Annotated in this window: 33 protein-coding genes and 2 tRNA genes; 12 read left to right on the forward strand and 23 right to left on the reverse strand. The window is 55.3% G+C overall.

Translation table 11 applies throughout. The features are described 5' to 3' along the window. From B0D78_RS01970 to B0D78_RS02000, 9 genes are all read right to left on the reverse strand, one after another. Window positions 1–428: helix-turn-helix domain-containing protein (locus B0D78_RS01970; protein ID WP_143521676.1), on the reverse strand; the 428-nt coding region annotated here is incomplete at its 3' end. A 15-nt stretch (window positions 429–443) separates the two neighbouring features. Further along, window positions 444–920: a single-stranded DNA-binding protein gene (locus B0D78_RS01975; protein ID WP_078015315.1), complete on the reverse strand. Its 477-nt coding sequence runs from the start codon at window positions 918–920 to the stop codon at window positions 444–446. Further along, entirely contained in the window at window positions 921–1688 is a 768-nt protein-coding gene (locus B0D78_RS01980; RefSeq protein ID WP_078015316.1) for an ERF family protein, read from the reverse strand. Then, the gene (locus B0D78_RS01985) at window positions 1666–2085 is read right to left on the reverse strand and encodes a hypothetical protein (RefSeq protein WP_143521677.1); all 420 of its coding nucleotides are present in this window, start codon (window positions 2083–2085) and stop codon (window positions 1666–1668) included. Before B0D78_RS01985 ends, B0D78_RS01980 begins: the two co-directional genes overlap by 23 nt. A 31-nt stretch (window positions 2086–2116) precedes the next feature. Further along, window positions 2117–2605, reverse strand: coding sequence for a hypothetical protein (locus B0D78_RS01990; protein ID WP_078015318.1), 489 nt, complete (start codon window positions 2603–2605; stop codon window positions 2117–2119). Window positions 2606–2625: 20 nt separating this feature from the next. Next, window positions 2626–3117: a hypothetical protein gene (locus B0D78_RS01995; protein ID WP_143521678.1), complete on the reverse strand. Its 492-nt coding sequence runs from the start codon at window positions 3115–3117 to the stop codon at window positions 2626–2628. Further along, complete coding sequence (locus B0D78_RS12710) at window positions 3099–3260, reverse strand: hypothetical protein (protein WP_168169961.1); 162 nt, start codon at window positions 3258–3260, stop codon at window positions 3099–3101. The genes B0D78_RS01995 and B0D78_RS12710 overlap by 19 nt, the downstream gene beginning before the upstream one ends. Before the next feature lie 2 nt (window positions 3261–3262). Continuing rightward, window positions 3263–3409 carry a hypothetical protein gene (locus B0D78_RS12715; RefSeq protein ID WP_168169962.1) on the reverse strand — a complete coding sequence of 49 codons (147 nt, stop codon included), beginning with the start codon at window positions 3407–3409 and terminating at the stop codon, window positions 3263–3265. Beyond that, a complete protein-coding gene (locus B0D78_RS02000) occupies window positions 3406–3735 on the reverse strand; it encodes a helix-turn-helix transcriptional regulator (protein ID WP_078015320.1) in 330 nt (109 codons plus the stop codon). The genes B0D78_RS12715 and B0D78_RS02000 overlap by 4 nt, the downstream gene beginning before the upstream one ends. Before the next feature lie 90 nt (window positions 3736–3825). On the opposite strand from B0D78_RS02000, the gene B0D78_RS02005 reads away from it, so the two are divergent. After that, on the forward strand, window positions 3826–4005 hold the full coding sequence (locus tag B0D78_RS02005; RefSeq protein WP_078015321.1) for a hypothetical protein: 180 nt from the start codon (window positions 3826–3828) through the stop codon (window positions 4003–4005). Next, the gene (locus tag B0D78_RS02010; RefSeq protein ID WP_009164229.1) at window positions 3992–4471 is read left to right on the forward strand and encodes a hypothetical protein; all 480 of its coding nucleotides are present in this window, start codon (window positions 3992–3994) and stop codon (window positions 4469–4471) included. Before B0D78_RS02005 ends, B0D78_RS02010 begins: the two co-directional genes overlap by 14 nt. A gap of 85 nt (window positions 4472–4556) precedes the next feature. On the opposite strand, the gene B0D78_RS12720 is transcribed toward B0D78_RS02010, so the two are convergent. Both B0D78_RS12720 and B0D78_RS02015 read right to left on the reverse strand, forming a co-directional pair. Next, window positions 4557–4694, reverse strand: a complete 138-nt coding sequence (locus tag B0D78_RS12720; RefSeq protein WP_168169963.1) for a hypothetical protein — start codon at window positions 4692–4694, stop codon at window positions 4557–4559. Window positions 4695–4729: 35 nt separating this feature from the next. Continuing rightward, a complete protein-coding gene (locus B0D78_RS02015; RefSeq protein ID WP_078015322.1) occupies window positions 4730–4975 on the reverse strand; it encodes a helix-turn-helix domain-containing protein in 246 nt (81 codons plus the stop codon). Window positions 4976–5125: 150 nt separating this feature from the next. On the opposite strand from B0D78_RS02015, the gene B0D78_RS02020 reads away from it, so the two are divergent. Together B0D78_RS02020 and B0D78_RS02025 are read left to right on the forward strand one after the other, a co-directional pair. After that, window positions 5126–5815, forward strand: coding sequence for an XRE family transcriptional regulator (locus tag B0D78_RS02020; protein WP_078015323.1), 690 nt, complete (start codon window positions 5126–5128; stop codon window positions 5813–5815). 111 nt (window positions 5816–5926) lie between these two features. After that, window positions 5927–7324, forward strand: a complete 1398-nt coding sequence (locus B0D78_RS02025; RefSeq protein ID WP_078015324.1) for an exonuclease domain-containing protein — start codon at window positions 5927–5929, stop codon at window positions 7322–7324. A gap of 76 nt (window positions 7325–7400) precedes the next feature. On the opposite strand, the gene B0D78_RS02030 is transcribed toward B0D78_RS02025, so the two are convergent. Beyond that, on the reverse strand, window positions 7401–7706 hold the full coding sequence (locus B0D78_RS02030; RefSeq protein ID WP_078015325.1) for a hypothetical protein: 306 nt from the start codon (window positions 7704–7706) through the stop codon (window positions 7401–7403). 37 nt (window positions 7707–7743) lie between these two features. Between B0D78_RS02030 and B0D78_RS02035 the strand changes: the two genes are divergently transcribed. From B0D78_RS02035 to B0D78_RS02055, 5 genes are all read left to right on the forward strand, one after another. Continuing rightward, window positions 7744–8562 (forward strand): S1 family peptidase, encoded by an 819-nt coding sequence (locus B0D78_RS02035; protein WP_078015326.1) that lies wholly within the window; start codon window positions 7744–7746, stop codon window positions 8560–8562. A gap of 92 nt (window positions 8563–8654) precedes the next feature. After that, complete coding sequence (locus B0D78_RS02040; protein ID WP_078015327.1) at window positions 8655–9884, forward strand: Fic family protein; 1230 nt, start codon at window positions 8655–8657, stop codon at window positions 9882–9884. Between the two features lie 382 nt (window positions 9885–10266). Next, window positions 10267–10494, forward strand: a complete 228-nt coding sequence (locus B0D78_RS02045; RefSeq protein WP_078015328.1) for a hypothetical protein — start codon at window positions 10267–10269, stop codon at window positions 10492–10494. A gap of 62 nt (window positions 10495–10556) precedes the next feature. Next, window positions 10557–11924, forward strand: coding sequence for a hypothetical protein (locus B0D78_RS02050; protein WP_078015329.1), 1368 nt, complete (start codon window positions 10557–10559; stop codon window positions 11922–11924). 55 nt (window positions 11925–11979) lie between these two features. Then, window positions 11980–12876, forward strand: a complete 897-nt coding sequence (locus tag B0D78_RS02055; protein WP_078015330.1) for a DNA adenine methylase — start codon at window positions 11980–11982, stop codon at window positions 12874–12876. 39 nt (window positions 12877–12915) lie between these two features. Here B0D78_RS02055 and B0D78_RS02060 read toward each other — a convergent pair whose 3' ends face one another. From B0D78_RS02060 to B0D78_RS02075, 4 genes are all read right to left on the reverse strand, one after another. Then, window positions 12916–14136 carry a tyrosine-type recombinase/integrase gene (locus tag B0D78_RS02060; protein ID WP_078015331.1) on the reverse strand — a complete coding sequence of 407 codons (1221 nt, stop codon included), beginning with the start codon at window positions 14134–14136 and terminating at the stop codon, window positions 12916–12918. A gap of 194 nt (window positions 14137–14330) precedes the next feature. Continuing rightward, window positions 14331–14407 (reverse strand) — tRNA-Met (locus B0D78_RS02065). Window positions 14408–14414: 7 nt separating this feature from the next. Next, a tRNA-Met gene (locus B0D78_RS02070) sits at window positions 14415–14491 on the reverse strand. A gap of 78 nt (window positions 14492–14569) precedes the next feature. Further along, entirely contained in the window at window positions 14570–15367 is a 798-nt protein-coding gene (locus B0D78_RS02075) for a L,D-transpeptidase (RefSeq protein ID WP_078015332.1), read from the reverse strand. A gap of 118 nt (window positions 15368–15485) precedes the next feature. Here B0D78_RS02075 and deoC point away from each other — a divergent pair, with 118 nt between their 5' ends. Beyond that, the gene (gene deoC / locus B0D78_RS02080) at window positions 15486–16139 is read left to right on the forward strand and encodes a deoxyribose-phosphate aldolase (RefSeq protein ID WP_078015333.1); all 654 of its coding nucleotides are present in this window, start codon (window positions 15486–15488) and stop codon (window positions 16137–16139) included. Between the two features lie 38 nt (window positions 16140–16177). On the opposite strand, the gene B0D78_RS02085 is transcribed toward deoC, so the two are convergent. The 3 genes from B0D78_RS02085 to B0D78_RS02095 all read right to left on the reverse strand — a co-directional run bounded on the left by B0D78_RS02085 (window position 16178) and on the right by B0D78_RS02095 (window position 19058). Further along, window positions 16178–17209, reverse strand: a complete 1032-nt coding sequence (locus B0D78_RS02085; RefSeq protein ID WP_078015334.1) for an asparaginase — start codon at window positions 17207–17209, stop codon at window positions 16178–16180. Between the two features lie 174 nt (window positions 17210–17383). After that, on the reverse strand, window positions 17384–17929 hold the full coding sequence (locus B0D78_RS02090; RefSeq protein ID WP_078015335.1) for a phosphoribosyltransferase family protein: 546 nt from the start codon (window positions 17927–17929) through the stop codon (window positions 17384–17386). Window positions 17930–17951: 22 nt separating this feature from the next. Next, a complete protein-coding gene (locus tag B0D78_RS02095; protein ID WP_078015336.1) occupies window positions 17952–19058 on the reverse strand; it encodes a guanine permease in 1107 nt (368 codons plus the stop codon). A gap of 322 nt (window positions 19059–19380) precedes the next feature. Here B0D78_RS02095 and cls point away from each other — a divergent pair, with 322 nt between their 5' ends. Both cls and B0D78_RS02105 read left to right on the forward strand, forming a co-directional pair. Then, window positions 19381–20841 carry a cardiolipin synthase gene (gene cls / locus B0D78_RS02100; RefSeq protein ID WP_168169964.1) on the forward strand — a complete coding sequence of 487 codons (1461 nt, stop codon included), beginning with the start codon at window positions 19381–19383 and terminating at the stop codon, window positions 20839–20841. 113 nt (window positions 20842–20954) lie between these two features. Further along, the gene (locus B0D78_RS02105; RefSeq protein ID WP_078015337.1) at window positions 20955–21164 is read left to right on the forward strand and encodes a DUF1858 domain-containing protein; all 210 of its coding nucleotides are present in this window, start codon (window positions 20955–20957) and stop codon (window positions 21162–21164) included. Between the two features lie 59 nt (window positions 21165–21223). Here B0D78_RS02105 and wecB read toward each other — a convergent pair whose 3' ends face one another. The 4 genes from wecB to B0D78_RS02125 all read right to left on the reverse strand — a co-directional run bounded on the left by wecB (window position 21224) and on the right by B0D78_RS02125 (window position 25118). Continuing rightward, window positions 21224–22318, reverse strand: a complete 1095-nt coding sequence (gene wecB / locus B0D78_RS02110) for a non-hydrolyzing UDP-N-acetylglucosamine 2-epimerase (RefSeq protein ID WP_078015338.1) — start codon at window positions 22316–22318, stop codon at window positions 21224–21226. A gap of 91 nt (window positions 22319–22409) precedes the next feature. Continuing rightward, entirely contained in the window at window positions 22410–22823 is a 414-nt protein-coding gene (locus tag B0D78_RS02115) for a LexA family protein (protein ID WP_078015339.1), read from the reverse strand. 38 nt (window positions 22824–22861) lie between these two features. Next, complete coding sequence (locus B0D78_RS02120) at window positions 22862–24184, reverse strand: RNA-binding domain-containing protein (protein ID WP_078015443.1); 1323 nt, start codon at window positions 24182–24184, stop codon at window positions 22862–22864. 310 nt (window positions 24185–24494) lie between these two features. After that, on the reverse strand, window positions 24495–25118 hold the full coding sequence (locus tag B0D78_RS02125; RefSeq protein ID WP_078015340.1) for a V-type ATP synthase subunit D: 624 nt from the start codon (window positions 25116–25118) through the stop codon (window positions 24495–24497). Window positions 25119–25121: the final 3 nt, after the last annotated feature.

Raw genomic sequence — 25121 nt, forward strand, 5'->3', positions numbered from 1 at the left:
GTGAGACTTCCGGATTCGCATGATGAGACTTCCGAACCTTCAACCTGTCTCATGGTGAGACTTCCGGAATCGGCAAGTCTCATAGTGAGACTTCCGGGATCTTCCGCAAGTCTCATAGTGAGACTTCCGGATTCGCATGATGAGACTTCCGAACCTTCAACCTGTCTCATGGTGAGACTTCCGATTTTGTAAACCGTCCGGTTTTGCCCTCGAGTTCGTTCGATAATCCCCTTTTTTCGAAGACCGTCCAGCGCCCGGCAGACCGTCGCTTTCGAACAGCTCGCCACGGAAGCGATCGTGTCCAACGACGGCCAGCACTCTCCGTCGGCGTCGGCGTGGAACAGGAGAGCGATGAGAACCATTTTTTCCGACATCGGCAGATCCGACTTCAAGACGTTTTCCGGAACGATCGCTTTCCGCTCGCTCATCCTGTCCACCTCCTTCTAAAACGGGATATCCGCTTCCTCGCAGAAATCGGCAGCGCTTTCGCGCCGGTCGAAATTCTCCGCTTCCGCTTCGTAACGAGGTTCTTGCGTCCTCGGCCTTTGCGGAGCCTCGCAAGTTCCTTCCCGACTCTCTCTCCCCTTCGGCGAGCCGAGAAACTGCACCGCCGAAGCGACGACTTCCGTAACGTAGCGCTTTTGTCCCTGGGCATCTTCGTAATTCCTCACTTGAATGCGACCTTCGACAAGGCAGGAACTTCCCTTGGAAAGGTACTTCTCCACGTTGACGGCCATGGCGCCCCATACCACGACGGGGATGAAGTCGCATTCGTCGATGCGTTGACCGTCTTTGCCCGTCCGGCTCCGATTGACCGCCAGCGTCATGCTCGCCACGCTCGAATCGCCGTTGACGCGCCTCAGCTCCGGATCTCTCGCGAGATTGCCGATCAGAATCGCCTTGTTGAATCCCCGCGCCATTTACATTCGTCCCTTCAGCGACTCCGACGCCGCCTCCACGATCTTCTCGAGGTCGGCGACCGGCATGCTCTTCAGGCCGTCGCCGATATCCTCGCGGCCGAGCACCCGGCGGACGAAAGGCGCGACCTCCTCGTTTTTCAATCCCAGCCCCGCGTCGCCCGTCAACAGATGTTTGGTGGCGCTCACCAGCTTGAGCCGACTCTCCTCTTCCGGCGTTTTGGCGGCCGGCGGCCTTTGGACGGCGTTCTTCGCTTCCGGCGGCCGCTGCGCCGTGCCGCGCGGCTCCGGCTTCCGATCGGCGTTTCTCGGCGCCGCCTGCTGCCGGTAGGATTGCGGAGGCGCCTTGCCCCGATCGCCTGCGCCGTGATTGACCGCCGCTTCTCCGTCGTCGTCGTCCGAGGCGATCCCCAGCATCGCGCACATAGCGTAGCGCCTCGCGTACGTGATAGCCGATCCCACGCCCTGGGGATCCTGTTTCGTAATCGGCATTCGCAGCGTCGAGGAAATCCGCTCTCCGGAGGAATGCGCCAGAACCGTCTCCAAGAACACGCTGAGCGCCCCGCGCTCCGATACCTCCACCGAAGGGATCTGCACCAGCGACAGCCCGTTCTCCTTCATCGGTTCCCGGCACGTGTTCCAACATTCCGCCAGCGTCGTGTACTTGCTGTTGAAGTAGGGGTTGGAGCTGTCCTTCACCGCGCATTTCATGGCTCCCTGCATTTTCGACAGGGCCGTGGCCAATTCCTTAATGCTCTCCGTACTGTCCATTTGCGAGCCTCCCTTCGCGCCGCGGCACAAAGCGCCGGATCCGAATTCCGTGCCGCAGAGAGCCTCGCCCCGCGCCGGCGAGAAATTCCCCTTCCTCGACCTCGACGAAGCCGAACAAACGCCACTTCGCGACCGTGCCGCCGGGAGCGAAGATGTTGCCCAGAACCTGTCGGTCCACGCCGAGACAGGCCGAAAGCTCGTCCATCAGCGCCAAATGGCGCTCCGTCCAGAGAGGGGCGAAGAGCACCCCGCTCTCGCGCAGATGGGCCGCTTCCCAGCGAAACGTGGCCAACCCGCCGCCGCACTCCTTCGGCAGCGCGAAGGCCAGGAAACCGGAGCGGAAAAACTTCCCGCTCCGGAACCGGTCGCAACGGCGATCCTCCCAGCAGAACTTCACCAGCTGGCCCCGAAATACTCCGTGCAGGGACTCATTCCGCGGGGACTTCATCGACGTCCTCTTCCTCCGGAAAATCTTCTGGATCCATCTCCTCCGGAAAGTCTTCCGGATCCGTGTCCTCCGCGTCGGAGACAGGATCCAAGGCGAGATTCAGCTGATCGATCGAGTCCAGATCGCCGAGCTTGAACTCGGTGGCGATGACCTTCTTCACCATGCGCCCCGTTCCCTCGCACTCCGCGCAGGTCCCGCCGTATCCCATATCGGCGTTGCCCAGCCCGCGGCAGTACGGGCAGATGTACGGCCGGTGAATTCCCTTCTCCAGCGTTCCTTCCAGGCGGATCATCTCCGGCATGGAAAGCTTCGTGACCTCCGTTTCGACCACGATTCTTCCCGTGCCGCCGCAGTGCTCGCAGACCGCCGTTTCCTTCGTTCCGTTTTCGAAAATAGGAATGTCCTTGCTCCCCATGCCCTTGCAGTCGGGACAGATCTTGATCTTCATCGTTTCGGGATTGAACTGCATCGATCTCACCCTCCGTTGTGTTATAATCGAGGCAAGGGCCGATTCATGTCCTTGCTTCGTTCCTGGAACCGTCCGGTTGCCGCCGGGCGGTTCTTTTTTTGCGCCGCTTCGTCGTGGAGAGCCTCGCAGCGGGCGATCCCGCCGGTGCGGTTGTCCACGATCGCCCATACCTCTTCCGGCTGCTCGATCAGCTTCGCGACGTCGCGCAGCCGCATCAGAGAATCGTGCTCCTCCAGCAGATGCCACGCGTCGTCGCCGCGCTCGACGTGCGAAAACCAGTCCGCCGTCCAAATATCCCCGTCGTCGTGGCGGACCAGCACGCGGTCGAAAGGCCGAAAGCCGCTTTCCGCGTCCGGCGCGAAGAACTCCGCCTCGATCGCCTCCCGCAGCGTCGCCGTCACGCTGGCCACGTCCAGCTCGTCCCACAGAAACGGAGGCTTGCGCATGGCCGGCAGAGAAGGCCTCCGTCTTGACATCTCCCGTACCGCCGCCGCTAGAATTTTGTCCTGCATCGTTCGGCCCTCGTAAACAAAAACAAAAGATCGATCAGCGCCCACCAGGTAAGCGCAAGCCAATAAACCATGACGAACCACGGAGCCTCGTCGGGAAAGCCAACGAAGAACATCAAAATGATCGGAATCGCACTGGATCCCATCGCTATACCTCCTCTTTTCCCAACAGTCTTTTCGCCAGCTTCGCGACGAAAAGCGCCACGCCCTTCGCCAGACGCCGCCACAACGGCCGCGCCCTCATGTGCCCCGCCAGCCTAACCGTCAACGCGACGACCTCCTCTCCGCGCGTCATACGTCGCTTCCATCGAACACCTCTCCCTTCTTTATCCGCTCGATCAGGTCCCGAACCTCGTCCACCGCCCAGCCGCTGCGTCCCGTCGTCACCTTCCTGGGCCTGGGGTACTTCCCCAGCCGCACCTGATCGCGCAGCGTGCTCTTGCCGATGCCCATGATCTCGGCAAACGTCTCTTCCGAGATAAAGCCCTCGGCCGGCAGTTTGCACACCGCCTCGACGTTCTGCACGCGGGCGCTCTTGTGCGCCTTCTTCGCCAGACCGTCGAGGATGTAGTCCCCAAGACGCCTGACATCGCCGTCCGACATTTCCAGTTCGACATTCATGCCGTTTTCACCTCCCGACACAATCTCATCCGCCGTTGACGGCGTTTTTATTTTTCGCTACAATAAATCAACAAAAAGGAGGAATGCGCTATGTGCTTCAGTTCTGATTTGGTTCGCCGCGTCGGCGCCAGAATGGCGGCCGGAAACGCCGCCTCCAGCCCTGTCTCGCCGCATGTGCGTTCCATCGTCGAAAGCAAGACCGATCGCGAAATCGCCGAGGCGCTGACCCGGGCATCGATCAATACAAGGAAGCGTCATGCCGACCACTGAGAGCCAGAATTACAACCGCATCTACGAACTGCTGGTCAGCGGGGAAAACGATCTTGTCGGTCAAATCGCCTATGCGGTCTACAAACAGCAGAAAATCGACAAGATCAAACGCTTTATAGAGAATAACGGGCGCATCCCCGAAAAGTCGGATCTCGCCTCTTTTACCGAAAACGCCGCTTCGGAAAAACAGCTTGGCTTCTACAAAGAGCACGCTCTGTCGATTCTGCGCGAATTCCTCGAATACACGCTCGACGATCAGGTAAACGAGATCGAGGCGCAGAAAAAAGCGGATTACGACAAGCGCATCAACGACATTCTGAACCGGGTCACGCCCAAAGGGTTTATGTACGGGGTCTGGCAGGGCGTTTTCGCCTCGTTCATTTTCTTCGCCGCCGGCATCCTTCTGCTTCTCGCCACGGGAGGCTGGGCTCGCATCGGCAAAGCCCTGATCCAATTAGCTCAGTAAACCGCCGCCCTCCGTGGCGGCTTTTTTCGTGTCTTCCATCACTACGTTCCTGCCGCCCCGGCCTGCGCGTCGGGGCGTTTTTCGTCTACGTCAGGGCCGCCTGGCAGGCGGACAGCATTTCGGCGAGCACGTGCTTGGCGCCGTCTTCGTCCACCCGGCCGTCGAGCGCCAGATCGGTGATCAGGCGTGCCCAGCGGTGCGGATCCGTCAGCCAGTCCTTCAAGGAGACTGCCGCCAGCGTCAGCGCGTCCGCCTCGGTTACTCCGTCGTTTCCATTCCCCCGGCTGGCGCCGGGGGTGACGGAGGGTTTACGCCAACTATTAATTCGTCAAAAGAACAGCCTAAAAGGTCTTGGAGCTGCAACAAACGTTTCCGAGCGGGAAAAAGCGTACCATTCTCGTAACGTCTTATTGTGTTTTCATCGATACCAATCTTCTCGGCAAGTTCGCTTTGAGTTAATCCCCGATGTTTGCGAAGTTCTTTCAAACCATTCAAACCTTCCATATTCACCCCTCCTTTCATGTTTAGACGATAATACATTACGTTATACGTATTGTCAAGAGTAAATTTACGTAAAACGTAATACATACGCTACATATCACGTTATGACGCTTTTCGTATGGTTTTGCTAGAATAGGAGAAAGAGGTGAGAATATGTCTACTTTTGGAGAGAGATTAAGCAATGCAATTAAAAATTCTGGCCTTACCAAGAAATATATAGCTGAAAAATTAAATACAACTACTACAACCGTTTATCGTTGGGAAAAAAACATCAACCAAGCGAACGACGACGTGAAGAAACAGCTAGCGAAACTCTTGGACGTTTCGCTCTCCTATCTCATGGGCGAGTCATCCACTTCTAAGTTCGACAGCATAGAAGCGGATTTAAGCGGCCCCTTCCGCAAAACGATTCCCGTTCCGCTTTACGCTGAAGGCGTTTGTTGCGGAAAGGGATTCTCCTACGGTGCAGACGACAACAGCGAACAGCCCGAAAGCTTTCTGCCGTTTTGCCCTCCGGCGGTCGGCCAGGGTGCCAACGGCAAAATCATCGCAATTCGCGTCAGTGGCAATTCGATGATTGACGCTGGGATCCGCGAGGGTTCCATCATCTTCGTCGTTCTGGACTCTGAAATTCACGATCGGCAGCCCGGAGTGGTCTGCGTGGGGCCGGATCACAAGATGCTGGTGCGATGCGTAATCAGGAAACCTGACGGTTCCAAGGTCCTTCGAGCCAAAAATTCGCGTTATCCTGACGAGATCGTCTCGTTGGAAGACATCGAAGCGGGCTGGTATCGCGAGATCGGCCCTATCATCCAGGTATCCAGCACTCCCGAGTGGGCATAGTTCAAACCACGAAGACGGTCTGATGGCTAGACAGCACAGGCGCCCCGTCTTCGTATCGAAGACGGGGCGCCTGTGCTTGAGGGCAATATTTTTACGAAAGGGGACGATGTTATGCTCGATTTCGTTGCCATCGATTTTGAAACAGCCAACAGCGGAAGGGACAGTCCATGTTCACTGGGAGCCGTGATTGTAAAAAATGGGACTATCGAGAAAACCTTTTATTCTCTTATCCACCCCCACGACTCCTGCTTTTACTTTGATCCATTCAATACCGAAATTCATGGCATTACGGAAGATGATGTTATGGATTCCCCCGAGCTGCCTGAAGTGTGGAAAAATCTGGTCGATGATTTAAGTGGAAGTACACTCATAGCTCACTTCTCCAGCTTCGATTGCAGCGTTATACGCTATACGTTTCCCCTCTATGACCTTTCTTTCCCCGAGTGTACGATTCTTTGCTCACGTAATGTCGCAAAACGTCAATGGCCAGACTTACTTTCTTACGGTTTATCTAACGTCGCCGAACTTCTTAACTTTGATTTTATCCACCACAACGCACTGGAGGACGCCAAAGCCGCAGCAGCTATTATTTTCGAAGCTGCCCGTCTCCAAAACGCAAACTCCTGTGAAGAACTTGCCCAAAAGCTTCAACTAAAAATGGGGCTTTTTCAAACAGATCAATACATTCCATCAAGAAGACTATCTCCCAGGAGCTCCAAGAGCATTAAAATACCAGAATGTCTTGATCTTACAAATCCTGAATTGAATCCAGATGATTACCCATTTTGGGATAGAGATGTTGTATTTACAGGTACATTGCTGAGCATGAAACGGGAGGATGCTTTCAAAAATATCGCCGCTGCAGGTGGTCGCCCACAGAACGCAGTAAACAAAAAGACGGATTATCTCGTGATGGGAGAACAAGATTATAGTCGGTTTAGCAATGGAGAAAAAAGCAGTAAAACTATAAAGGCCGAGGAATTGAAAGCCAAAGGCAGTGCCATTGAAATTATCTCCGAAGCAGATTTCTTGAACATGCTTGGAGATAAAGTAACGATCCCCCAAAATACAAGCAGCGATTTTAAAGACGAAATATACTTAAAAGGAATACAGCCCAAATTTGATGAATCTCTGGAAACTCTTCGCCAAATCTGTGCTGAGGTGATTGAACCTCAAAGAATAAAAATGAATCAACGTAAGTACTTCGCCGTGATTGAATTGGATGGAAACAAAGGCATGCCGATTTGCTGCTTTTTCACAAAAGGGAATTCCGTTAGCATCGCATTCTATGATGAGAACAATAATCAAATGGAGCGATGCATCATGTATAAATACGACGCGCTTTACGACAACAGCTTCGACTTAAAAAATCTAATCCGCAAATACCTTGGAATACCATTAGAAAAGCCCCCTTATGAAGACGGCCTTGTACACGTAAGACGGAGGGGCACAAGAATAGAATTTTCAATCGACTTAGAACAGCTACAAGCTCAGAAAAAAGAGGAATAATGTCGTGCTAATTTTGTTTGAAGCGATGAGACATTGAACTGACATATGCACGCAGCACTGCGCCGATTCGCCGTGCTCAAGCCGGCGTGTGCGAGGCGCCGCGGATGCTCAGGATTTGTCCGTTTTTATCGACGCGCATTTCGTAATAATCCGGGTCGCCGATTACGTAAAAAGGATTCGCCTCTGCAGTTTTATATCGCTCCATAAATTCCGCAGGAGTGAAGTGCCGTATTTCATCGTCGGAATCAATGACGATCCAGTCGCCGGCTTTTGCCAATTCCACGCCGTGACTGTTGCCGATATAACGGTCTTTGGCCGTCTGAAACGCACGTACTTGGGCCGGGCGTTCTTCGAAAATACCAATCTTCTCATCCAGTGTCATTGCAACGATCCTTTCTACTCGCGAAGGAGTGATATTGATGACTGTACCAGTCCGTTTGCCCTATAACGAAGGAGTATTTTTTGCAACGGTTAGAATTGTGGCATGCAATAGTCAACCTCCTCGAAAGTCGACTGGAACGGGGTTCTGCTTCAGTTATGAGCGCGAGGGAATGCCGCAAAGCACTTTCATCGTAACGAACCGGCACATGGTTGCGGGTTTTGATAGTGGCACCTTGTACTTTCACAAATCCAACAACGGCAAACCCAGTTACGAGAAACCTATAGAATGCTTTGTTGCTTCGTGGAGCGAGTGGTTCTGTCATCCGGATCCGAACGTGGACATCGCCATTCTTCCAAGCGACAATAACATTCTGAGTAACGCCGGCATGGACGAAGAACTTTTCACGCAATGCGTCTCCTCTTCCCTTGTTCTTGATGATAACATGCCGCACCCGCTTGAGGAAGTATTTTTTGTAGGTTATCCGGCTGGCCTTTGGGATGAACAGCACGCGCTCCCAATTGCCCGGCGGGGAATTACCGCCTCGTTTATCAATCAAGATTACAATGGAAGACCATGCTTTTTGATAGACGCTTCCGTGTTCGGCGGCTCAAGCGGAAGCCCCGTTTTCCTTCTGTCGTCTAAATTAAGTTCGCGGGAACCGGGAACCATCTCATGGGGTAAAAGATGTTATTTTATCGGCGTCGTTGCTGAAACGCAACTCACGCTCGCTCGGACATTAAAGGTAAATGTTCCGCAGCAAACACTCCCGGCAGAACATCTGAATCTGGGCATAGTTTTCAAGGCAAGAACAGTTATCGAAACAATCGAAGCATGGAAAAAGTCCACCGAAAAGTAATCGATGCGATGTCATGCGGTCTGCCCCAAGCCGCGGTCGCTGTAAGGAGACTTTTATGGAAGTTCAGTAAAAAGAATTGAAGGTGTTCGAAGATGTTATACCAAACACTAAGAAGTTATTACTATAAGAGTAATGCCGAATATCAATCAGAATACGAGGCAAGGTTTTTTGCTCCTTTTACCCGGCGATTCGATTTTGAAGTGCAGCAAACAGGATGGTCATCTACGCATAAAATCTTTTTCTGTTACACGGAAGAGATTGTTACACTTTTAGTGGATATCCTAAAAGAAAACTACGCACTAGGTGCAATTATGAGAAGAACCCCGATTGTAGCTCTAATACAGCTAAACAAGCAAAGTCTACGCGAAGAAATATTCTCCACGAATGAAATTGAAGGGGTCAGAAGCAGCAGAAAGGAAATCAAACAGGCCATTGAAAATCAATTGTCGAAAGACAAAAGAAACCGCTTTTATAGCATTGCAGGTAAATACATCAAGCTTTCAAAAAAAGAGTCGATTCCTTTTCAAACTTGCGAGAATCTGAGAAATTTCTATGACAATTTTGTTGCAGATGAAATCAAAGCTGAAAATCCTCAAAATTTACCTGACGGAAAGCTGTTTAGAAAAGCCGGAGTTTCTGTGCGCACTCCTACACAAAAAGTTTTGCATGAAGGATTATTTCCAGAAAAAAAGATAATACAAGCAATGACCGACGCATTGGGATTACTTCACGATGAAACCATTCCTTCTCTCATCAGAATTTCTATCTTTCACTACCTTTTTGGCTATATCCACCCTTTTTATGACGGTAACGGCCGAACGTCTCGATTCATTGCTTCATATTACCTGTCCCAAGAGCTTCAAAATATCGTAGGGCTTAGGCTTTCCATAACAGTGAAACAAAGAAAAAAAGATTACTACCAAATTTTCGATGAAACAAATAGCGATATAAATCGAGGAGATTTAACCCCGTTTATTACCCAATTCTTGAATTTTATTCTAGTCACAATACAGGGACTTCAAAAAACTCTTCAGGAAAAGCTCCAACAACTTTCTAAATATGACACTGCTCTAAAGAAACTACTTAAAGACAAGGGATTGGAAGATGATCTGCTCCATCGAATCTGTTACGTTCTCTTACAAGCTGCAATGTTTAGCAGTGATGGTGCAACGATCAGGGAGATTCAAGACGCGGTCGAAAAAGCACGAGGTACTGTTGATAACAGAATATCTAAAATACCATCTGAGTGGATTCTGAAAGACACTTCACCACGACAACATCGGTATAAGTTTAATGTTTTAGCGTTACGTTCCCAGCTCTGAGAGGAACAATTTATCTTCACAAAAATGGCGTATTTTGAGAAGATAAATTGTGTTGTAAGTTGTTACTTCACAAAAAAGGGTTTTTTTGAGAAGTTCCGCAATTCCCCCCTTTAAACCTGGAAATCATAGTCAAACATACAAAAGGCTCATGTAACCCAAGCAGCATTAACGTCTCAGACCATTTTCGTGAGGTCACGAAAATGATTGCCTGGCGGACGACATCAAGAAAGTCGAACGCCGGACGCGCTCGGAAGCGAAAAAAAAGCTCAAACTGAACGTCGCTCGCCTCTCGCACACAGAATAGCTGACGAGCAGATCACAATAGCAACACCCCCTTGCCTGTTCGCTCCAAGGGGAATATTCATATCGGGAGGATGATTCTATGAAAAAGCGCTGTTTCGTCACAATCCTCGTTTTGTTCGCGATATGCGCTGCGGCGCCAACATTGCGCGCCGTAGCGGAGACAACGGTCTATATTGGCGACGAAAGTTACAAGTACCACAGAAAAAACTGCCGCACCCTGCGCGGCAACAAATACCCGCTGACACTCTCCGAAGCCAGGAAGCAAGGCCTCAAGCCCTGCAAGGTCTGCAATCCGCCGGCAGAGTAAAGGATTGAAACCGTAGATAAGCGAGAAAGAATTACTATTTTTTAAGCAGGAGCGTGACATCCATGCGACCTAATCAGAAGTCATTGTCCCTTCAATCCCTTAAACTCGACCTACATAACCCACGACTGGACATCCAGAAGGATGATAACGCTGCGCTTTCAGCGATAATTGCTCAACAGAGCGAAAAAATTATCTACCTTGCAGAGGAGATTGTTAAGCAAGGTTTTATGGCGGACAGTCTCTTTTATGTGATGCCTGTTCAAGGAAATAACTCCCAATATACTGTCCTGGACGGAAACCGCAGGTTAACTGCTTTGCGAATTCTGCAGAACCCTGATCTGCTGGCAGGAACAAAGCTCAAGAATAAAATTAACTCCTTGAAAAAAATTATCAAAAAAGACACAAATCTACCCAGTCATGTCGATTGTCTCGTTTTTCCTTCACGCAAAGAAGCTACGCTCTATCTGGAAAAGAAACATTCGGGACCAGATAAAGGACGCGGCGTTGTTCCCTGGAGATCTATAGAAAAAAGGCGTTTTAAGGAAAGACAGGGGAATACGCCTGACCGCATCGTAAACCTGCTCGATTTTTTGCAGGACGCAAAAGTTCCTATCCCTGATAATTTCCCCATTACAAACCTTGAGCGCCTTCTTAGCTCTCCTGATGTCAGGAAGAAGCTTGGCGTACAGTTAAAAGGCGGGCGTTTCTTCTGTGCCATAGAAAAAGAGGACTTTGTGCGCAATATGGCGCAGATCATTAACGAACTAGCACAAAAGGGCGCTGTCAACAGGATTCGTACTGTTCCGGATCGAGTTGCGTTCGTCGACACGTTGAATCTGCCTCCAGAGAGACCAGACATATTATGGGAACCTCGCCCAACAGGCGCGTCGACACCTTCAGCAAATGCATCTTCTTCATCACAGAAGGATACGCTGATCCAAGAAACGTTGTCTGCCCCCAAGAGACAACAAACTTCCACACAGGACAGAAAATTTCTGATTGCCAAGGAAACGAAATACAATATTCAATCCTCTGCTAACCCACGCCTTAATAACATTTATCGCGAATTAAAAAAGCTCGATATATCACTGTTTCCCAATGCCGGAGCCGTTTTGTTCAGAGTTTTTTTAGAATTGAGCATCGAGATATTTATACAAGACAAACATATACCAACACCACGTAATTGCAAAGATATGAAGCTAATTGAAAAGCTAAATATAATCAGAAGTTATTTAAAGGACGAAGGCTTCGATGAAAGAAAGTTAAAAGGCATCGATGTTGCAATCAGTAACAAAGATAACATTTCCTCGATCAATACATTCAATGCCTATGTTCATAATTCCAGTTTTAGTCCTGATCCGCAATCATTAAAAACTGCATGGGATAACCTTCTTCCTCTGTTCGATACCATTTGGCAAAAAGACAACTAAATACCTCTGGCCAAATCAAGCAACGTGGTATATACTTTCAGAGGAGGTGAATATCATGTCATTTTATACTCCTTTGCGCTATCCCGGAGGTAAAAGAAAACTCGCTCAGTTCCTTGAGCTTCTTATCAAAGCCAATAAACTTGAAGGCTGCACTTACGTTGAACCTTACGCCGGCGGCGCAGGACTGGCATTGCACCTTCTCTTCAATCAATTGGCCAATAAGATCATCATCAACGACATCGACAAATCCGTTTTCGCCTTCTGGTATTCCGTACTGCACTATCCTGACGAGTTGTGCCGGATGATTCATGACACTCCCGTGACTATGGATGTCTGGTATGCACAGAAAGCCGTTCATCTCGGCGCAGATAAGTTTTCTCTTTTGGAACTCGGCTTCTCCACTTTTTTTCTGAACCGGACAAACCGTTCCGGAATTTTAAGCGCCGGCGTGATCGGCGGCAAAGCACAGAACGGCCGCTGGAAATTGGACGCCCGCTTTAAGAAAGACGAGTTGATTGCGCGCATTCAAGCAATCGCCGAGCGAGGCAACCAAATAGAGCTTTATGAAGATGATGCGATTCAGCTTTTGGAACGAATGGAACCCCGGCTTCGCAAACGCCCTGCTCTTTTCTACCTCGACCCCCCTTACTACCATAAAGGATCGATGTTATATCAGAATTTCTACGAGCCAGAAGATCATGAGAACGTTGCCAGCAGAGTAGAAAAACTCAGTTCCCCGTGGCTGGTATCCTATGACAACGCCCAACCAATCAATGCTCTGTACTCTCAGTACCGCTCAATGACCTATTCTTTAAATTACACTGCCCACCGAAAGGTCATGGGAGATGAGTTTATGGCCTTTTCAGATCATCTGCAGCTCCCTGGGAATTTACTGAGCGGAACCATGAAAATATCTCCAATGCACAACATACAGTTCAAAGAATCGGCATAAAGAAGCCCCCTCGCCATCACGGCGAAGGGGGCTTTTACGTTATTTCATCAATTCGATATCTCCTGAATCCACGCGCCCCTCTTTGACGGCGTCCAGATAGTCGGCCCACCACTGCATCATCCGACGACGCAGCGGCAGCAGCTTGCTTTTGTCGTACGTCGCCTCGGTCTTGTCGCGTTTGAGATGCGACAGCTGACGCTCGATGGCCTCGTGGTCCCAGTGATGCTCGTGCAGCAGCGTGCTGGCCATATGGCGGAACCCGTGCAGGTCGATCAGCGGCGGCGTGTCGGGCGCGGGCACGTGCACGACCAGCCATTTCAGCGCGACCTCCATGGCCGAAATCCCCATATACGGCGAGCCGCTCGGCGTGTTCCGCGTCGAGGGAAAGATTGGCTTGTCCTCGAACGGCTGCCCCTTCCAGCGAATCTGCGCGATACGGCGCATGGCGTCCAGAATCTCCAGCGCCTGGCGCGAAAGAGGCACGATCTGAATGCGTTTTTTCTTGGCGTGCACGACGGGAATGTGCCATTCGTCCTCGTGAATCTCCGCCCAGGTGGCCCTGCGAAGCTCCGATCTTCTCACGAAGGTATAACCGACCATCCTGAGGGCATACCGCACGATCTGACGCGGATAGCAGTCGATCGCCAGCAAAAGCCGACGCACCTCGCGCGGGTCGAACGCGGATTTGAAGTTCCGCACCTCCCATTCGGGGAGGGAACGGCTCAGATCGGCGGCGACGTTGAGGCCGATTTCCCCGCCGTCGAAGGCCAGGTCCAGAATCGACCGCGCCAGCGCCCCCGTGCGCCGCGCCGTGTCGATCAGCCCGCGCTCGATGGGGTGCTGCAGAACCTCCAGCAGTTCGGGCCGCGATATCTCCACCACCGGCCTGTTGGCCAAATACGGCAGCAGATACATCTCGATACGACGCTTGATGATCTTGTAATGGTCGGGAGATACCGCCTTCTCTTTCTTCTTCAGCCAGCGCGCGAAGACGTCCCCGAAAGTCACCGTCTTGTTGCGAATCGACATGCCGGTGCGCGCCTTCATCTTGCGGTCGTCGCGCTCGCGCCGCGCTTCCTGCAGCGACATGACGGGATACTCGCCGATGACGACCTTGCGCTCCCTGCCGCCGACGAACGAGCGGATCAGCCATTTCTTTTTTCCCTTCGTGCTGATCCTCAGATACAGCCCGTCGCCGTCAAAAAGCATGTAGTCTTTTTCCTTCGCCGCAGCTTTGGCAATCGCCGTGTTCGTCAACATGTGCGTCACCTCGGATTTTTGGTACGGTTTCGGCCGCGAAAAAATCGTCCACGAATTTTTAGTACGGAAATAGGTACGCTTTTTTCTTGGATTCCCCCGTTTTCCGTCGGCCTTCCTCGGTGACAGTATAACAAAAAAACCCGCCGTTTGGCGGGTTTTCGTTATCCATCGGCTTGTACCGATAGCTATCTTTCTGGTGGCGGTAACTAGATTCGAACTAGTGACACTGCGGGTATGAACCGCATGCTCTAGCCAACTGAGCTATACCGCCGTTAAATTGGTTGCGGGGAGAGGATTCGAACCTCTGACCTTCGGGTTATGAGCCCGACGAGCTACCGGACTGCTCCACCCCGCGATAAAGCGCCGTTTCATGGCGACATCGGGTATATTAACAGACTCCCGGGAAAAATGCAAGAGCTTTCAGGCGGGAACTTTATTTCTTCTTCCCGTTCCCGTTCTTTGGGCTGCTTTTTTCCTTCGCGGCTTTTTCGGGCGCGCTTTTTGTTTCTTCTTTCTTCTCCTGGACGGCGTTGGGACCGATGACGACTTTCATCCCTTTCACGACCAGCGGCTTGAGTTTTTGCAGATCTTCATTTTTCATGCGGATGCAGCCTTCGCTGGCCAGCGTACCGATCGATTCGGGATCGTGCGTGCCGTGGATGCCGATCCCCTTCCAGCCGGTCTTGAGGCGAATGAACCACGGGCCGTAAGCGTTTTTGATGACGCCCTTGCCGTCCTTGAAGTCGTGAGTCCAGCTGCTGGCGTCCTGGATCTGCTGCACGGAGAAACTGCCCTCGGGCGTGCGCATGTCGCCGGCTTTCTGCTTGTTGCCGGGCACCTTGCCCAGGGCGACGCCCCATGAGTCGATCGCTTTGTTGCCCTCGGCAAGATACAGTCTGAAACCGGCCTTGTCGATATAGATCCAGCGTCCTTTTTCATCGCTGCGGGCGATGGCGGCCGGTGCCGGCTCGTCCGCCGGGCGGGGCGGTTCGGCATCATCTCTGAGGCCTTTATTGGCGCCGACGTTCTTGGCCACGACGTCGGTCGCTTGTTCACTCGCGAGGTCAGGGCCGACGATGGCCGGCTTCAACGCGGTACCGACGATCTGCGGTTTGGGCGGTTCTTCGGTGCCGCCGTGAAGTTCCCAGGCGCCGAGAGAAACCAGTCCTACAAAAAACGCTACCGCCAGACCGGAGAGGACGAGAAAATTTCCTTTCGCTCTTCCGTACATCATCATACCTCCTTCTGTCTTTCGTCCCTTTTATTTTACACAATGGGACTTTTTTATGCCATAATGAACGTACTGATTCGTCATTTTCCTAAAGATCTTTCTCGTCGGAGGTTTTTTCATGAACGATCTCGCGTCCTATATCGATCACACGCTTTTGAAGCCCGACGCCACAGAATCCCAGATCCGCGCGCTCTGCGCCGAAGCGCGGCAATGGCGCTTCGCTTCGGTCTGCGTCAATCCCCGCTGGACGGCGACGGCGGCCGCAGAGCTGCGCGGCAGCGGCGTCAAAGTCTGCACGGTGATCGGGTTCCCGCTCGGCGCTTCGGTCAGCGCCGTCAAGGAGTTCGAAGCCCGCCAGGCCGTAGCGGAGGGCGCCGACGAACTGGACATGGTCGTCTCCGTCGGCGACCTCAAAGCCGGCAGCGACAAATACGTGCGATCGGACATTGCCGCGGTCGTCAGGGGCGCGCAGGGGCGTACCGTCAAAGTCATCATCGAAGCCTGCCTGCTCACCGACGAGGAAAAGGGGCGCGCCTGCCGTCTGGCCGCCGCGGCGGGAGCGGATTTCGTCAAGACCTCGACGGGGTTTTCCAAAGGCGGCGCGACCGCGCGCGACGTGGCGCTGATGCGCGCCGCCGCAGGACCGACCGTCGGCGTCAAAGCCGCCGGCGGCATCCATACGCGCGCAGAGGCGGAAGAAATGATCGCCGCCGGGGCGACGCGGATCGGGGCTTCGGCCGGCGTGGCGATCTGCCGGGAAGCGGAAGCATAGCAAAAGCGGGCGGCCTGACGGGGCCGCCCGCTTTTGTTTTATGGCCGGCACTCGCGCAGATAGCGGTTCAGCGCCTTTTCCGGCGCGTCAAAAGACGCCGCCAGCGCGTAGCAGCACAGGCTATGCACGAACTCGACGGAGCGGTCCATCTGGTTCCAGACGCGGAACCCCGCCTTCGCCAGACGGGCCATGCCGACGCGGTCGTAGCCTTCGGGGTGTTTGACGCCGCCCTCGGCCTGGCTGCACGCGACGACGTACGGCGTCGTTCCGTTACGCCGTTCGATGCCGTCCAGCACGGACGGGATCATGTTGCCGGCGCCGTAGCCGAGCAGACACAGGAAGCGCTCGTCGCCCTGCCATTCAAAACGCGCTCCCGGCTGGGCGAAGAACCAGCGGATAGCGGCGCAGCGCTCGCGCAGCACGTCGGGATCGAGGCCAATCATCCTGCGCGTTTCTTCCGGCAGCTGTCCCGCCGCAGCCGTGCGGAAAGCCGCCGGCGACGGATCCAGTCCCCAGTCGGGATTGAAGAACAGCGGCTGGCCGTTGACGGCGTTAAAGGCGTCCGGATGCATGGCGTGCGTCTTGTGCGCCCGGTCGCCGGGGATCAGCTTCCAGTTGAAATAGACCCACACGCCGCGCAGATCGGAACAGCAGGCCATGGCCGCTCCGCGCAGGTTCGAGGTGACGTCCTCCGGCATGTAGTCCAGCGTCAGCTGGCTGCCGGTGAGGACGACCGGAATGGGCAGACTGCCGAAACACAGGCTCATCCACGCGGCCGTGCTCGCCATGGTGTCCGTGCCGTGAAGGATCAGCACGCCCGAAAGTCCCCGCTCCAGCTCCGCGGCGATGCAGCGCGAGATCAGCAGCCAGTGCCCCGGATCCATCTCCGAACTGTCGATGCCAGGACTCCCAAGCGGCTCGCGAAAGACCGCCTCCACGCCGCGCTCGGCAAAAAGCTCGGCAAGAGAATCTTTCAGACGCCGCGACGCGCCCGAAACCGGAGCCTTGCCCTGCCCGTCGAAACCGCTGGCGATCGTGCCGCCCGTAAAGACCACCAAAAGTCGTCCCATGGATAATCTCCTTCGCCATCATGAATTTCACGTCGAAAATCGGCGTCAATCGCCGCCCCTATTCTAACCGAAGAGCGCCAAAATAAAAGCGCCGCGGCGAAATTTTTTTCTTCCGCCGCGGCGCGCGCCTCTATAAAAGAACGGCAAAAACAACGCCGTCACGATGCGATCGACTCAATCCGTGAAAACGGGATGACGCTGGATATAGATCAGGTCCTCGCCGTCGTAGCCGCCTTCTTCGAGCAGCGGCGCGGCCTTGGCCACGACCGTGCAGGCCGTCTTGGCGAGGATGTTCTCCACGGCGCGCAGCGAACCGCCCGTGGAAACGACGTCGTCGATGATCGCCACCTTTTTGTGATAGATCTTCTGCACGTCGGCGCTGTCCATGACAAGATGCTGCGGCGCCGCCGTCGTGATCGACATGACGTCGGCGATGAGCGGATTTTCCATGTAGGCCTTGACGGTCTTGCGGATGACGATGTAGTCGATGCCCAGACGCCGCGCGATGGCGTGCGTCAGCGGAATGGCCTTCGCCTCGGGGCAGACCAGGTAATCGATGCCCTCGGGCAGACGCCTCGCCAGTTCTTCGGCGCAGGTTTCGACCAGCTCGGTGTCGCCCAGCATGACGAACGAAGCCACCGTCACGTGATCGGCCACGCGGCGCAGCGGCAGCTGGCGGGTCAGTCCCAAAAGGCGCAGTTCGTACGTTTTTTCAGTCATCGCTCAGTTCTCCTTGTGCTCTTTATAGATGGAAGATCATGCGGATCGCCGTGCCGGCGACCAGCCCGACGAAGGGATTCCAACGCGCCGAGGCGAAGATCGTCGCGCCCACCACCATGCCCCAGGGCGCGAAGCCAAAGCCGTTCAGCGCCTCGGGCGGCACCGCGCCGATCGCCAGCGCCGCGTTGTTGATGAACGTCACGAACACGCCCAGCACGAGCAAAAACCCGGCGATGGACGAGCGGTGCACGTAACGCCCGATCGTCGGCAGCAGGCGGAAGATCAGCAGCGCCGCCATGATGCCCATCATCATCACCGAAGAGAGCACGGGGTGGGGCGCGGTCGCCGTGCCGGAGATGATCGACTCCACCGGCGAACCGCCGAACAGCGTGGAAACGATGTCGGCCGCGCTCGAGTAGATCGCCAGATGGTCAACGTTGGCGTTCACCCGCGCGATGGAGCCGGTGATCTTGCCGAAGGAGATGTTGGCGCCGATGTTGATACAGGCCATGGCCAGCGCGCCGGAGAAGACGCGCCGGCTGCTCCAGAACCGCCATTCGATGTTGCCGAAGCGGAACTTTTCGTTGCCGACGTCGGCGGACAGACGGTCGAGCTCCATGCGGCGCACGCGCAGCAGATAGTTGTAAAGCAGCGTCGACGCCGTCACGGAAACGATGATCGTCCAGGCCAGGTCACGCGTCCAGAACCACACGGCCAGCGCTACGGCCACCGAGAGCGAGCCGGAATACTTCTCGGACCTGAGCATGTCCACCGAAACGTTGGCCAGCATCAGGCCGACGCCGGCCATCATCGAATCGACGACCGCCGGGCCGATCCAGCTCACGATCGCCTCGTTCAGCCCCAGCAGCGAGGAGACCAGCAGGAACACCGCGCCCCAGAAGACCATGCTGAGACGCTCGCGGATATCCTTGCCCAGATTGCCGGCCAGCGCGATCGTCTCGGCCTGGAAGGAAATCGTCGCCACCGAGTTGAAATACAGCGAACCGCCCACGCCGGCCAGAAAAGCCAGCGCCGTCGGTAGCGCCGCAAAACCGTACATCAGCGCCAGCAGCCCCTGCGGGATGCCGTTGACGACGACGGCCAGCGCCGCCAAAAGATCCTTGACCACAATACCACACTCCTCCGCAAATGATCGAACAAGCTTTACGACCGTTACTTTTTACTCCCCGCTCGCTTTAAAGTCAAGAGTGCGGAAGCCGTCATGGAGGAGGGCTTTCCCGGGACTCGTTCCCGTTTTCAACGTATCTTTTCTCCGTCTCGGCACAGCGCAAAGATGGCAAAGTTTTGGGAAAGACGGCGTCGGGACGTTTCTTTGCTTTGCCAAATGTTTTATCCTGTCTCATTCTCATCGTCAATTAAAAAGCTCAAGCGTTTGTGTTATGATAAATGCGTTTTCCTCATATCGCTCTTTGCATAAAGGACTGATTTTGATGACGTGGGGTCAGGGGCTCAGCATTTTCTTCCTCACCGGGCTGGACATCGTATCGTTCATCGTCCGCCTCTCCGCGCTGGTGATCATCCCCCAGCGGCACAATCCTTCTACGGCCACGGCGTGGCTGCTGGTGATCCTGCTCTGGCCGTGGCCGGGCATGATCGCCTACTCCATCCTCGGCACCAACGTGCTGCCGTCGCGCCGCATGGAACGCCACAACGCCATGCTCTCGTATTTTCACGACATCCGCGCGCGCATGATGCATTCCGAACTGCCGGGCGCCATTTCGCCGCAGCTGCCGCCGTCGCTCCAGGCCACCGCCAATCTGGCCCAGAATCTGGGGTATCTGAGCGCCGTTCAGGGTAACACGGTGCAGTACGTCACCGAAGCCGTCGATTTCATCGATACGCTCGTCGACGAGATCGACGCCGCCGCCAGCGAGATCGACCTGCTTTACTACATTTTCGCCGACGATTCTCAGGGACGCAAGGTGGTCAACGCCTGCCGGCGGGCGGCCCGGCGCGGCGTCACCGTGCGGCTGCTCCTTGATTCCGTGGGTTCGCGCGAATTCCTGCGCAGTTCTCTGAGAGAAGACATCCAGCGCGACGGCGTCCAGGTGGAGGAAGCCCTTCCCGTGCGCATCTACCGCGCCAAAGCGGCCCGCTTCGACCTGCGCAACCACCGCAAGCTCGCCGTCTTCGACAGCCGCGTCGCCGTCACCGGTTCGCACAACGTCACCGAACCCAGCTACGGCCGCTTCGGCAAGCTGATCTGGAAAGACGTCAGCCTGCGCTTCTGCGGCCCGGTCGTGCGTCAGTTGGAGAGCGTCTTCATCGAGGACTGGTATGTCGAGACCGGCGAGCGACTCGACACCGCGCACCTGTTCTCCGCCAACGATAACTTCTCGGGGCCGTCGTGCCTGCAGACGGTGCCGAGCGGCCCCTCCTACCAAACCGAAAACTATCAGCGGCTCATCATCGCCTCCATCATCGGCGCCCAGGAACAGGTGACGATCACCACGCCCTATCTGATCCCCGACGAGGGCATGCTCCAGGCCATCGAAGTCGCCCGTCTGCGCGGCGTCAAAGTCAGACTGGTGACGCCGGCCCGGTCGGACCAGATCATCGCCGGTTACGCCTCGCGCGCGTATTACGAGGATTTTCTCCGCCTCGGCGTCGAAGTGTACCTTTACGACAAGGGGCTGCTCCACGCCAAAACCGTCACCGTGGACGACAACCTCGGCTTCGTCGGTTCGAGCAACTTCGACATCCGTTCGTTCTCCCTCAATTTCGAGATCAACATGATCCTCTACGGCGTGCAGGAGAATTTCGGCATCCACCGCGTGCAGGGACTTTACATCTGCGACTCCCACCGCCTTACGCAGGACGAATGGGGAAAACGCGGCCACGTTTCCATGGCGCTCGAGTCGGTCACCAAGCTGCTGAGCCCGTTGCTGTGACCTGGCGCCCATACATAAGTATTACAATCAGAAATAACTGTACATTTGCGATTCCTTCGGATATAATCTGACCGAATTCAATCTGCTGTTTAACGAAAAGGAAGTGCATCGATATGATCACCAAGGATATGCTGATCGCCGACATCGTCGACAAGTATCCGCAGGTCGTCCAGCCCCTGATGCTGTCCGGCATGGGCTGCATCGGCTGCGCGATCTCCCACGCCGAAAGCCTCGAAGAGGGCGCCATGGCCCACGGCATCGACCCCGACGATCTCGTCAGCGGCCTGAACGAAGTTCTCAAGGCCAACGGTATCGAGGACTGACGACACACAAAAGAACTCCCGAAAGCGATTTGCCTTCGGGAGTCCTTTTGTTTTAAGAATCAGGCCAGCCGACGTTCCAGCGCAGCGGCGATCCGTTCGGAAGCGCGCCCGTCGCCGTAGGGATTCCGCGCGGAAGCCATACGGACAAGACGAGGTTCGTCATCCATCAGCGCCGCAAATCGATCCATGGCGAGCGCCGGCTCGTTGCCAAGCAGCGTCACGATCCCCGCTTCCACGCCCTCCGGGCGCTCCGTGACGTTGCGCACCACCGCCACCGGCACGCCCAGTGACGCCCCCTCCTCCTGCAGACCGCCCGAGTCCGTCAGGATCAAACGGCTGCGCGCCAGCAGCGCCGCCATGCAGCCGTATTCCAGCGGCTCGACGAGCTTCACGTTTTCCACGCCCGACAGCGGCGGCACCACCGCCTCGCGCACCACGGGATTGAGATGGACCGGGAACACGAACGTCCACTCCGCGCGAGCGCGCGCCACATCGGCCAGACACCGCGCCAGCTCGTTCAGCACGGGCCAGTTCTCGCGCCGGTGCAGCGTCACCGTCACGACCGGGCCAAGATCGGGCACGCCGTCGGGCAAAACTCCTTTTTTCGAGGCAAAAAGGATCGCATCGACCGCCGTCTGTCCCGTCACGAAAACGCGCGCCGGGGCCGCGCCGCCCTTTAACAGATTGGCGCGCGCGCCTTCCGTCGGAGCGAAGAACGTGTCGCACAGCGCGTCGGTCAGCACGCGGTTGGCTTCCTCCGGAAACGGCTCGCTCATCGAGCCGCTGCGCAGCCCCGCCTCCACGTGCCCGACCGGGATCCGCTCCAGAAACGCCGCCCATGCCGAGACGAACGTCGTCAGCGTGTCGCCGTGCACCAGCACGTAATCGGCCTCCAGCTCGCGAAACGCCGCCGCCGCCTGCGGCAAGATCCGCGCCGCCAATTCCGGCAGCGTCTGCCGCTCGGTCATCACGTCCAGATTGCGCTCGTGCGGCACGCCGAAGATGGAAAGCGCCTGTTCGAGCTGCGTCCTGTGCTGCCCGGTCAGCAAAATCACCGGCTCCAGCGCGCCGCTGCGCGCCAGCGCCAGATACACCGGCGCCATCTTGACCGCCTCCGGCCGCGTGCCGAACGCGAGAACGATCCGTTTTTTCATGGGCGAACACTCCCCTTCCGTGCTGCGTCAATTATACACAAAAAAGCGTGAAACTCCCGGCTTATCGAAGCCGCAGTTTCACGCTTTCGTTTTACAGCCCCACCAGCGGGCGCGAAAAAGTCCACATCACCTTGCCGAGCACCGACGGCACCGCGCCGCGCAGCTGCGCCGCGTCAAGCGACATGCCGGGGAACTTCTCCGACGCCGCCCGTAGTTCGCAGCCGCCGTTCGGCTTCCAGTACAGCCAGCGGATCACGTATCTCGAGCCGACTTTCACCAGCGCCGCGTCGCCGTCGAGGATTTCTTCCGCCGGATTGACGACCGCATACGAATCGCCGCAAATACGCGCTTTCGCCATGCTGTCGCCTTCGACCTGGACCACGAAAAGCTTCCTTTCCACGCTCTCCGCCACCGCCCCGACAAACGTGCGTGGCAGCGCGAAACGATCGTCGCAGTCAAACTCGGGACCGCCGGCTAAGCCGCTGGTCCCGAGTTCTCTTTTCATCAACTGGCACTCTATTATCCCGAGTTATTTCGATTCATTTACGACTCTTTTTTCATTGAATATGCAGTACTCCTTCCTTCTCCGTTCCTCATAAGCATGCCGCTCACAACAAGCTCTTTCAGTTTTCTCCCCGCCGCACTCTGCGACAGGCCCAGCGCCTTTTGCACTTCGGCGCGCGTGGCACTGTTACGGGCTTTTATGTAGTCCATTATCTGCTGTTCAAGCGGCTGGAAGGGGCGCGTCTGCAGCCGTTCCGTTTCGCTGTTCTGGCGCTGCGCGTTCACGTTCGGCAGGGTGATCTTGAACGCGTTGTCGGATATCTCGATAAAGTCCTGCAGAGGGCGGCCGTCGTAGTTCTCTTTAATTTTGAGCATTCCCGTCCCGAACGCTTCGATCAGGTGCAGGCGGTAGAACACGTTGGCCAGTTTTTTGTTGCGCGGGACGGAAACACCCATCATCACGTCGCTTTTGGCAATGCCTTTGGCAAGACCGCCGAGGGAGAGGAACTCAATGCGGTCATCGTAAATGCTGATCAGTGTTGAGCCGCTGTACGAATAATCGCGGTGCACAACGGCGTTGAGCAGGGCTTCGCGCACGGCTTCGGGCGGATAGTCGCGAGTGTCGATGCGTTTGAGTCCTTTGAACTCGGCGCACGTCGCGTTATAGCGGTCGATCGTGACGTAGGCATCATCAAGCTGGTCAAACAGCGACCCCGAAAATTCGGCGCGGTCTTTGAACAGCGTGTTCTTTGTGCTGCCCTGAAAGACGGCCAGCTTGATGGTATGCTGGCACTGATCAGAAAGGAGCAGGCCAAGATTGGTATACGCGCCGTCTTCGCCGATGAGGCCAAGGGTACGCTTCTGCGTTTCGCCGAACGCGACTTTTTCTTCGGCAAATGTCTTTTGGACGCTGTGGAACGTCAGCGTCTGGATCAGCGAACGAGCGTCTTCAAAGCTGTCGCCGCTGGTTTCGAGGATCATCTTCAGGATCGCGCTTTCCGTAGCCGGCACGGTGGATGCGCCCTGCCGCACATAGACGCCTTCAGGGCGTACTCCCTTCGCGCTCAGGTAATATGGGCAAGCCGTTCCCCTCTGCACGCTCGCGGCAACGACTTTTTTCCCCTGGATAACACGCGTTTCAACGCGCATGAACATGGTCACATCGGGCTTGATAGTGTCGCGGGCGCTGTTCGTCACCTTCAGCATCACGTCGTCAGGATCGTCCACGCCGAGCACCGTTCCATCGTCGTCCACACCGATCAGCAGTTCGCCGCCGTCGGTGTTGGCAAAGGCGATGATCGTCTTTTTGATCTCGTCGAAGTATTCTCGCTTGTATTCTACAGTCAGACTTTCGCCGGTCATTTTTTCCACCTCACGTTTCTGTTCTTTCTAACCAATTCTACCCGATTCTAACCATTTTGGCAAGAAAGTGGTTAGAATCGAGGAGGAAAAAATGATTAGAATCAGGCAAAACGAATAGAAAAAATATGGACGGGCACTTCCCCATAAACATGAACTCAATCTCCTATTCCGCGAAAACGAAAACTCAGCGTTTTGGTGGAATAGGCACGCCGGTACGCGCATCGGATGTCGCCCCGCACTCAGCCGTTTCGCAAGCACAAACAAAAATGCCGCCCGCCGTTCGACGGGTGGCATTTTTGTTTGTGCCGTTTCAGTGTTCGCTGACGATTTCCTTGACTTTCATCAGCTGGCTGGTGGTCGAGCGGGCCTGTTCGTCCAGCTTCATCGAGATGTATTTGATGGTCTCGGCGTAGTTGGGGATCATGACGTGCTCGAGGGCGTTGACGCGGCGGCGGGTGCGCTCGATTTCGGTCGACATCAGGGCGACGGCCTTTTCGTCGGCGGCAAGCTGGAGCAGCCCGGGAATGACTTTGGAAAAGTCTTCGAGGGCCACGTCGAGGCTGGCCGGCGTGGTCGCCATGCCGTAATTGAAGGTGCTGCCCTCCTGATGGACTTCGTACTCGGGCACGATGACGCTCATGACGTTGCGCGTGGCGACGTCGAGGGTGCAGGTGCTGCCGGAGATCATCAGAGCCTGTTCGAGCATGGCCGGCAGGGTCTGGGCGCGGGCCATGAGGAAGCTGCGGTAGCAGGAGACGAGTTCGTTTTCGACTTTCTCGCGGATGGCTTTGACCGCGCGGGCTTTTTCGAGGAAGGCTTTGATCAGGGCGTCCTGTTTGTCCTTGAGCAGTTTATGCCCGCGCCGGGCGACGGCGAGACGTTTCTTGAGCCGCGAAAGCTCCATTCGGTTGGGGTTCACGTTCACGCGTGCCATTGC

The organism is Pyramidobacter sp. C12-8, assembly GCF_002007215.1.
GTDB lineage: Bacteria > Synergistota > Synergistia > Synergistales > Dethiosulfovibrionaceae > Pyramidobacter.

Bases quoted from the DNA above. Each gene is read 5' to 3' on its own strand.
- B0D78_RS01975 (WP_078015315.1), bottom strand. From the start codon at position 920: ATGGCGCGGGGATTCAACAAGGCGATTCTGATCGGCAATCTCGCGAGA.
- B0D78_RS01980 (WP_078015316.1), bottom strand. From the start codon at position 1,688: ATGGACAGTACGGAGAGCATTAAGGAATTGGCCACGGCCCTGTCGAAA.
- B0D78_RS01990 (WP_078015318.1), bottom strand. From the start codon at position 2,605: ATGCAGTTCAATCCCGAAACGATGAAGATCAAGATCTGTCCCGACTGC.
- B0D78_RS01995 (WP_143521678.1), bottom strand. From the start codon at position 3,117: ATGCAGGACAAAATTCTAGCGGCGGCGGTACGGGAGATGTCAAGACGG.
- B0D78_RS12710 (WP_168169961.1), bottom strand. From the start codon at position 3,260: ATGGGATCCAGTGCGATTCCGATCATTTTGATGTTCTTCGTTGGCTTT.
- B0D78_RS12715 (WP_168169962.1), bottom strand. From the start codon at position 3,409: ATGACGCGCGGAGAGGAGGTCGTCGCGTTGACGGTTAGGCTGGCGGGG.
- B0D78_RS02000 (WP_078015320.1), bottom strand. From the start codon at position 3,735: ATGAATGTCGAACTGGAAATGTCGGACGGCGATGTCAGGCGTCTTGGG.
- B0D78_RS02005 (WP_078015321.1), top strand. From the start codon at position 3,826: ATGTGCTTCAGTTCTGATTTGGTTCGCCGCGTCGGCGCCAGAATGGCG.
- B0D78_RS02010 (WP_009164229.1), top strand. From the start codon at position 3,992: ATGCCGACCACTGAGAGCCAGAATTACAACCGCATCTACGAACTGCTG.
- B0D78_RS02015 (WP_078015322.1), bottom strand. From the start codon at position 4,975: ATGGAAGGTTTGAATGGTTTGAAAGAACTTCGCAAACATCGGGGATTA.
- B0D78_RS02020 (WP_078015323.1), top strand. From the start codon at position 5,126: ATGTCTACTTTTGGAGAGAGATTAAGCAATGCAATTAAAAATTCTGGC.
- B0D78_RS02025 (WP_078015324.1), top strand. From the start codon at position 5,927: ATGCTCGATTTCGTTGCCATCGATTTTGAAACAGCCAACAGCGGAAGG.
- B0D78_RS02030 (WP_078015325.1), bottom strand. From the start codon at position 7,706: ATGACACTGGATGAGAAGATTGGTATTTTCGAAGAACGCCCGGCCCAA.
- B0D78_RS02035 (WP_078015326.1), top strand. From the start codon at position 7,744: ATGACTGTACCAGTCCGTTTGCCCTATAACGAAGGAGTATTTTTTGCA.
- B0D78_RS02040 (WP_078015327.1), top strand. From the start codon at position 8,655: ATGTTATACCAAACACTAAGAAGTTATTACTATAAGAGTAATGCCGAA.
- B0D78_RS02045 (WP_078015328.1), top strand. From the start codon at position 10,267: ATGAAAAAGCGCTGTTTCGTCACAATCCTCGTTTTGTTCGCGATATGC.
- B0D78_RS02050 (WP_078015329.1), top strand. From the start codon at position 10,557: ATGCGACCTAATCAGAAGTCATTGTCCCTTCAATCCCTTAAACTCGAC.
- B0D78_RS02055 (WP_078015330.1), top strand. From the start codon at position 11,980: ATGTCATTTTATACTCCTTTGCGCTATCCCGGAGGTAAAAGAAAACTC.
- B0D78_RS02060 (WP_078015331.1), bottom strand. From the start codon at position 14,136: ATGTTGACGAACACGGCGATTGCCAAAGCTGCGGCGAAGGAAAAAGAC.
- B0D78_RS02075 (WP_078015332.1), bottom strand. From the start codon at position 15,367: ATGTACGGAAGAGCGAAAGGAAATTTTCTCGTCCTCTCCGGTCTGGCG.
- deoC (WP_078015333.1), top strand. From the start codon at position 15,486: ATGAACGATCTCGCGTCCTATATCGATCACACGCTTTTGAAGCCCGAC.
- B0D78_RS02085 (WP_078015334.1), bottom strand. From the start codon at position 17,209: ATGGGACGACTTTTGGTGGTCTTTACGGGCGGCACGATCGCCAGCGGT.
- B0D78_RS02090 (WP_078015335.1), bottom strand. From the start codon at position 17,929: ATGACTGAAAAAACGTACGAACTGCGCCTTTTGGGACTGACCCGCCAG.
- cls (WP_168169964.1), top strand. From the start codon at position 19,381: ATGACGTGGGGTCAGGGGCTCAGCATTTTCTTCCTCACCGGGCTGGAC.
- B0D78_RS02105 (WP_078015337.1), top strand. From the start codon at position 20,955: ATGATCACCAAGGATATGCTGATCGCCGACATCGTCGACAAGTATCCG.
- wecB (WP_078015338.1), bottom strand. From the start codon at position 22,318: ATGAAAAAACGGATCGTTCTCGCGTTCGGCACGCGGCCGGAGGCGGTC.
- B0D78_RS02115 (WP_078015339.1), bottom strand. From the start codon at position 22,823: ATGAAAAGAGAACTCGGGACCAGCGGCTTAGCCGGCGGTCCCGAGTTT.
- B0D78_RS02120 (WP_078015443.1), bottom strand. From the start codon at position 24,184: ATGACCGGCGAAAGTCTGACTGTAGAATACAAGCGAGAATACTTCGAC.
- B0D78_RS02125 (WP_078015340.1), bottom strand. From the start codon at position 25,118: ATGGCACGCGTGAACGTGAACCCCAACCGAATGGAGCTTTCGCGGCTC.